This window comes from Bifidobacterium sp. UBA4282, assembly GCF_002394995.1.
Lineage (GTDB): Bacteria > Actinomycetota > Actinomycetes > Actinomycetales > Bifidobacteriaceae > Bifidobacterium > Bifidobacterium pullorum_B.
In genome coordinates this window covers 1-6,737 of sequence record NZ_DGVO01000051.1, presented here as the reverse complement: position 1 = coordinate 6,737, position 6,737 = coordinate 1, and the positions used below count along the sequence as shown (strand labels likewise).

Below are 6,737 nucleotides of genomic sequence, written 5' to 3'. Positions count from 1 at the left end.
GTCCAACAAACGGGGCGCAGTTCACTCCCGATGGGAGCGGGGCCGTTTTCGTATGTGGATCGGCTTTGCCGTCGTGCGGTCCGTTGCCGTTATATGCAGCCGGATGTGGATACCGAACCGGTTATGCACCGGGGTTATCCACAACACGCCCGAAACCGGAGTCTGGGGTCACCATGGCCTCTTGCCGTTGCGGTTCGCCTGGTTCGGCGCGCATAGTGGGATGCACCGATGAGCCACGGTGCGCAGGAGACGGGACGCTCCTTATCTCTCTCCCTCCACCTCGGTACCCGTACCTGTGCGCCGTGGTTCATGCGGTCCACACCGTTGCGGAAAGGGGATGGACATGGTGCAGTTGGGCGTGGTGACGATTGTGGGGTACGTGGGCAGTGAGCCTGCGATATTCGACAAGGCGAAGGGCGCGATATGCTCGTTTCGTCTGGGGTGCACGCGGGGGTATTACGATGCGGCGCATGTCTGGCGCAGCTTTCCGACCACGTGGATCACGGTGAAGACGTTCCGGCGTCTTGCCGAACATGTGCATCGTTCGGTGCGCAAGGGGGATCCGGTTATCGTGACGGGCCAGCTCAACACGGAAGTCTGGACGCAGGATGACACGGAACGCAGTCGTCTGGTGATCGAGGCCTCCAGTGTGGGGCATGACCTGAATTGCGGCAACGCCATGTTCTACAAGGATGATAAAACGGCGCGTGGCGTTCAGCATGATGCCGATTCCGGCGGTCGGACGGCGGAATCCGGGGGCAATGTCGGACCTTTGGCGGCGACTTCGGATGCGCCGGCGGCTCCGGTCGAGATCGATGCGGCCGGATACCGAGGCACTGATGCGACGGCACCTCAGACCGCGTCGGAATCATACGGTACGGCGAGGGGCGCGGACGGCGCCATCGATGCGGCGACGAATGTGCGGCAACCGTATACGCATACGGCAGAGGCCGGCCAACTCGCTCCCGATGACGAACAGGAGGAGTTTGCCGACTCCGGATTCTGACGGTTGATGACGCGTTACCAGATGCGCACGCGCTGTTCGGGGTCCAGCCACATCGGATCGCCGGGCTTGATCTCGAATGCTGTGTAGAACAGATCCACGTTGCGGGCGATGCCGTTGGTGCGGAACTCGGCGGGGGAGTGCGGGTCGATCTGCAGATACTGTTCGGCCAGCTCGTCACGCTGCGTGGTGCGCCAGATCGAGGCATAGCTCAGGAAGAAGCGCTGCAGTCCGGTGAATCCGTCCATCACCGGCGCCTGCGCCAACGCCTCGGCAATGGCTTCGGGCGAGCCGTCGTTCTCGCGTCCCGCGGCCTTGTCCAGTGCGATGGCATAGGCCTTGAGCGCAATGCCGACGCCGCCCAGATCGCCGATGTTCTCGCCGATGGTCAGTGCGCCGTTGACGTGCGGGGCCTGGTCCGGATCATCGGCGTACTTCTCCTGCAGCTGGGTCGGCACGAAGGCGTTGTACTGCTCGATCAGCGCCTTCGTACGGGCTTCGAAGTTCGCACGGTCCTCGTCGGTCCACCAGTTGTTGAGCTTGCCGTCGCCGTCGTACTGGCTGCCCTGGTCGTCGAAGCCGTGGCCGATCTCATGGCCGATGACCGCGCCGATGCCGCCGTAGTTTGCGGCGTCCTCCGCCTCGGCATTGAAGAACGGCGGTTGCAGGATGGCCGCCGGGAATACGATGACGTTCATCGAAGGCTCGTAGTAGGCGTTCACGGTCTGCGGGTTCATCAGCCATTCGCCGCGGTCCACGGGCTTGCCGACCTTGGCGAACTGATAGCCATACTCATACAGGCGGACGGCGCGCATGTTATCCACGATGCCGGCATCGGGCCTGATGTCGAGCGCCGTGTAATCGCGCCAATGGTCCGTGTAGCCGATCATCGGCGTGAACTTGGAGAGCTTCTCCAGGGCCTTGGCCTTGGTCTGCTCGCCCAGCCAGTCGCTGTGTTCGATCGAGACGCGATAGGCGCCGATCAGGTTGGATACCAGTTCCTGCATGCGCTGCTTGGAGCTTTCGGGGAAATGCCGGCGCACGTATTCCCTGCCGACCTCCTCGCCGCATGCGCTGTTGACCAGGGAGACTGCACGCTTCCAGCGGTCGCGCTGTTTCTTGGTGCCGGCCAGCGTCTTGCCGAAGAACTCGAACTGGGCCTCATCGAACTGCTTGCCCAGCAGGGATGCGAACCCGATCAGCAGATGCACGCGCGCCCACAGCTTGAGATCGTCCACATCGGCCTGATCCCAGAACTCGTCGAGCCCGGTGAAGAAGCTCGGTTCGCATACGTTGACGTTGGCGAGCACGGTCCTCATATCCACCGGCTGCGTCGCGCTCGCGGGCGAGGCGTCATAGGACGCCTGCCAGGCGTCGGCCCAGGCCGCGATGTCGACATGGGAGAGCATGGCGCACAGCTGGTCGAACAAGGTCATGTTGTAGGTTTTCTGCGGGTCGCGGACGGCCACGTTGTCCCAATGGTGCGCCGCGATGCGCGTCTCGACGTCCAAGAAGCGCTTCGCCATGGCGTCGGAGTCGACGTGATGTTCGGCGTAGCCGGCCAGCCGCAGCAGCGTGGAGACCATATCGACGTAGGCCTGGCGGATCGGCTCGTAGCGGTCCTCGCGGTAGTAGGCCTCGTCGGGCAGGCCGATGCCGCCCTGCACCAGATGCAGGATGTTGGTATCCGGATCCGCGGGGTCGCCGTAGACGCCCATGCCGAACAGGTCGATCTCGTCGCGCGGGTTGAGCGAGCCGAGCACGCGAACCAGCGACGCCTTGTCCGCGGCACCGTCGATCAGGGACAGGTCCTCGCGGATCGGATCGATGCCCGCGGCCTCGATGGCGTCGGTGTCCAGGAACGAATGGTACAGAGCCTGGGATTTGGCGGCAGGACAGCCATCCTCGTCCTCGAGGATGTCGCGGATCTGCCGTTCGGCATCCTCGGCGAGTTTGTCGAACGCACCGTAGCGGGAACGATCATCGGGCAGCCGGTACGTGTCGATCCACGGTCCGTTGACGTAACGGAACAGATCGTGGGAGGGTTTGATGACGGAGGAGAACGACGCCGGATCCAGTCCGGAAACCAATGCTGTAGTCATGGTCTCACACTATCCGCGCAAGATGACATTCCCGACGGATCGCAAGGGGTACGGGGGAGGAATCGTTCAGCTGACGGCAAAGAAATTAGTCACCGTGCCTAACGGACGCCTACCATAGAGGAGAGAAGCGATGCAACGTGCCGCTTCACCAAGTCAAGGAGCATCCCATGTCGGATCAGAACGTCAACGGCCCCGACCCCAACGGTCAGCAGCCCGGCAGCCAGCCGGAGTACGGGGCGTATGCGCCCAATGCGGGCAACCCCAACGCGGACGGCGGGGAATACGGCAACAACCAGTACTACGCCCAGTACACCCAATACACCTACACCCAGGGCGGCGCCCCGAACGATGGCGGCCATCAGGGATACTCCGGCGGCCCCTACGGGCAGCCCGGCCCGGGCCATCCGGGCGATCCGTTCAAACTGTTCGAGCAGATGCTGCCGCAGCAGGCCAAGAACGCGGTGCGGGCCCTGTACGGCGTCATCGGCGTGGCCGCGGTCGTGCTCGGCCTGGCGCTGCTGCTGTGGCCCAGTCATACGCTGGTCATCGCGGCGGTGCTGCTCGGCATCTACTTCGTGGTCTCCGGCGTCATCCGCATCGTCTCGTCCATTGTGGAACTCGGACTGCCGGGAGGCTGGCGCGTGCTGAACGTCTTCGTCGGCATCCTGCTGTCCATCGGCGGTGTGGTGGTGTTGAAGAACGCCGCCCTGTCCGGCACCACCATGCTGGTCATGATCACGCTGGTGGTCGGCATCGGCTGGATCATCGAGGGCGTCACCGCCCTGCTGGAATCCTGGAAGCTGCCGAAATCCGGCTGGTCGGTGCTGTACGCCATCGTCTCGGTCCTCGCCGGCCTGATCGTCCTGTTCGCCCCGTTGAGCTCGGCCATGTGGCTGATGATCTTCGGCGGCATCGCCCTGATCGTGATGGGCGTCGCCTCCGTCGTACGCGCCTTCAGCTTCGGCCGCACGCCGAAGGCCAGGTAAGCGGAACGATGATGCCGATGGCGTCCATATGTTGGGCGCGCGAAGTAAGGTAGCAAGCATGATCGAACTGAAGACACCATCGGAAATCGAAGCGATGAAGCCCGCCGGCCGTTTCGTGGCCGGCATCCTGACCGACCTGAAGGCCATGACCAAGGTCGGCACCAATCTGCTGGAGATTGACGACTTCGTGCGTCGCCGCATCGAAAGCCGCAAGGGCGCGGAATCCTGCTACGTGGATTACGCCCCCGACTTCGGCACCGGTCCGTTCGCCCACTACATCTGCACCTCCGTCAACGACGCGGTGCTGCACGGCGTGCCGTACGACTACGCGCTGAAGGACGGCGACCTGCTGAGCCTCGACCTGGCGATCAGCGTGGACGGTTGGGTGGCCGACTCCGCCATCAGCTTTGTGGTCGGCGAGAAGAAGGACCCCGAGGACCTGCGCCTGATCAGGTGCACCGAGGAGGCGCTCGCCGCCGCCATCGACGCCGCGCAGTCCGGCAACCGCTTGGGTGATGTGTCCTGCGCCGTCGGTGATGTGGCCCGTTCCTACGGCTATCCGATCAACCTGGAGTTCGGCGGCCACGGCGTCGGCCACATCATGCACGGCGACCCGCATGTGCCCAACGACGGCAAGGCCCACCACGGCTACAAGCTGCGTCCGGGCTTGGTCATCGCCATCGAACCGTGGTTCCTCAAGACCACCGACGAGATCTACCAGGATCCCAAGGACGGCTGGACCCTCAAGTCCTCCGACGGCTCGCGCGGCGCGCACAGCGAGCACACGATCGCCATCACCGACAACGGCCCGATCATCCTGACCGCCCGCGACGAGTGACGGCTGCCGGGCGCCGCCGCATACGGCTGGGCGCTCGGAGGGTGGCCATCTGGCAAGACAACCCGAGCCGGGGCGTGCTCACGTTTGTTACGATGAGCGCGCCCCGGCTTTCGTATACGCCGGCGCGGGGCATGACGGCGACCAGCCAAACGGTGTGATAACGGAACAGGAATCGGGTCTGTCGGCGGCAGGACGCCGTTTGCGGGCCGGATACAGTCGCGGAAAGGCGCACACATATGGCAACAGCACAACTCAACGTGGATACGGCCAGCTTTACCCTGCCGGTGGTCAAGGCCACCTCGGGCCCGGACGGCATTGTGGTGTCGCGGTTGCGCAACGACGGCTGGGTCACGCTTGACCCGGGATTCCTGACCACGGCGCAGTGTGAGTCGAAGATCACGTTCATCGACGGGCACAATTCGATCCTGCGGTACCGCGGGTATCCGATCGAGCAGCTGTGCGAGCAGTCGGATTTCCTGGAGGTCGCGTGGCTGCTGGAGAAGGGGGAGCTGCCGAGCCGCGAGGAGTATGACCGGTTCTGCACGAAGATCAACCACCGGACGATGGTCGGTGAGGACTTCCGCACGTTCATGGGCTCGTTCCCGCGTTCCGCGCACCCGATGAGCGTGCTCGCCTCGGCGATCAACGCGCTGGCCACCTTCCACCCCGAGACCTGCACCATTGACGATCCCGAACAGTTGGATGAGGCCGCGGTTAATATCATGGCCAAGGCGCGCACGATCGTCAGCTATATCTTCCGGCGTCGGCATGACGAGCCGATGCTGTACCCGGATTATGCGCGCGGTTATGTGGACGATTTCCTGCGCATGTGTTTCGCCGTGCCGTATGAGCCGTTCGAATCCGATCCGCTGTATGTGCATGCGCTCGGTCGTCTGCTGATCATCCACGCGGATCATGAGCAGAACTGTTCGACGTCGGTGGTGCGCATCGCCGGTTCCGCGCATGCGAACCTGTATTCGGCGGTGGCCGCCGGCATCAACGCGCTGTCCGGTCCGTTGCATGGCGGGGCGAACGAGGCGGTGCTGCGTCAGCTGGAGGCGATCCGCGATTCCGGCAAGACCGTCCGTGAGTTTGTGGAGTGGGCCAAGGACAGCGGCCACCGCATCTCCGGTCTCGGCCACCGTGTCTACAAGTCGTACGATCCGCGTGCGGCGATTGCCCGCGGTTATCTGGAGAAGATCCTGGAGCGTGAGGCCGCGCTGGATCTGCCGGCGGGGGAGCGCGCGCTGTTCGAGATCGCGACCGAGCTGGAGGATATCGCCTCGCACGACGAGTATTTCGTCTCCCGGCACCTGTACCCGAACGTCGATTTCTACACCGGCCTGATCTATCGGGCGATCGGTTTCGATTCGGCGATGTTCACGACGTTGTTCGCGTTGGGCCGTATCCCGGGGTGGATCGCCCAGTACCGGGAGATGCTCGCCGATCCGAATACCAGGATCGGCCGCCCGCGTCAGGTGTATACCGGTCACGCGCAACGCGACTATGTGCCGTTCGATCAGCGGTGAGCATCGGGTTACATCTTGACGACACGCCGGTGAACTTCGATTCCGCATCCGTTTTCCGAGCGGAAACCACAATATTCTGGTAGTGGAAACGGCTTTGAAGTCCTATTTCGACACGCCGAAGGAACCGTGGAATATCAACGGTTCCTCAGGTTTTCGCGTCCTTCGATTTGCATGAACGGACGCATCGGGGTAAATTCATATCTCGCTGCTCAGCACGGCGGCCTCCTCTCCGAGAGATGAGGAAGTCTGCTGGTGCGGTGGTGGTTTGAGAACTCAAGA

Annotated in this window: 5 protein-coding genes; 4 read left to right on the top strand and 1 reads right to left on the bottom strand. The window is 63.4% G+C overall.

Annotation, left to right across the window (positions count from 1 at the left end):
* The first annotated feature begins 343 nt into the window (after nucleotides 1-343).
* The gene (locus B4C31_RS08065; protein ID WP_291532044.1) at nucleotides 344-1,006 is read left to right on the top strand and encodes a single-stranded DNA-binding protein; all 663 of its coding nucleotides are present in this window, start codon (nucleotides 344-346) and stop codon (nucleotides 1,004-1,006) included.
* Between the two features lie 14 nt (nucleotides 1,007-1,020).
* Here the strand turns inward: B4C31_RS08065 and B4C31_RS08060 are convergent, their stop codons facing one another.
* Nucleotides 1,021-3,105, bottom strand: coding sequence for a M13 family metallopeptidase (locus tag B4C31_RS08060; RefSeq protein WP_291532043.1), 2,085 nt, complete (start codon nucleotides 3,103-3,105; stop codon nucleotides 1,021-1,023).
* A 167-nt stretch (nucleotides 3,106-3,272) separates the two neighbouring features.
* Between B4C31_RS08060 and B4C31_RS08055 the strand changes: the two genes are divergently transcribed.
* From B4C31_RS08055 to B4C31_RS08045, 3 genes are all read left to right on the top strand, one after another.
* Nucleotides 3,273-4,091: an HdeD family acid-resistance protein gene (locus tag B4C31_RS08055; protein ID WP_291532042.1), complete on the top strand. Its 819-nt coding sequence runs from the start codon at nucleotides 3,273-3,275 to the stop codon at nucleotides 4,089-4,091.
* A gap of 58 nt (nucleotides 4,092-4,149) precedes the next feature.
* Entirely contained in the window at nucleotides 4,150-4,929 is a 780-nt protein-coding gene (gene map, locus B4C31_RS08050) for a type I methionyl aminopeptidase (protein WP_291532041.1), read from the top strand.
* 236 nt (nucleotides 4,930-5,165) lie between these two features.
* Nucleotides 5,166-6,458, top strand: a complete 1,293-nt coding sequence (locus B4C31_RS08045) for a citrate synthase (protein WP_291532040.1) — start codon at nucleotides 5,166-5,168, stop codon at nucleotides 6,456-6,458.
* Nucleotides 6,459-6,737 lie beyond the last annotated feature (279 nt).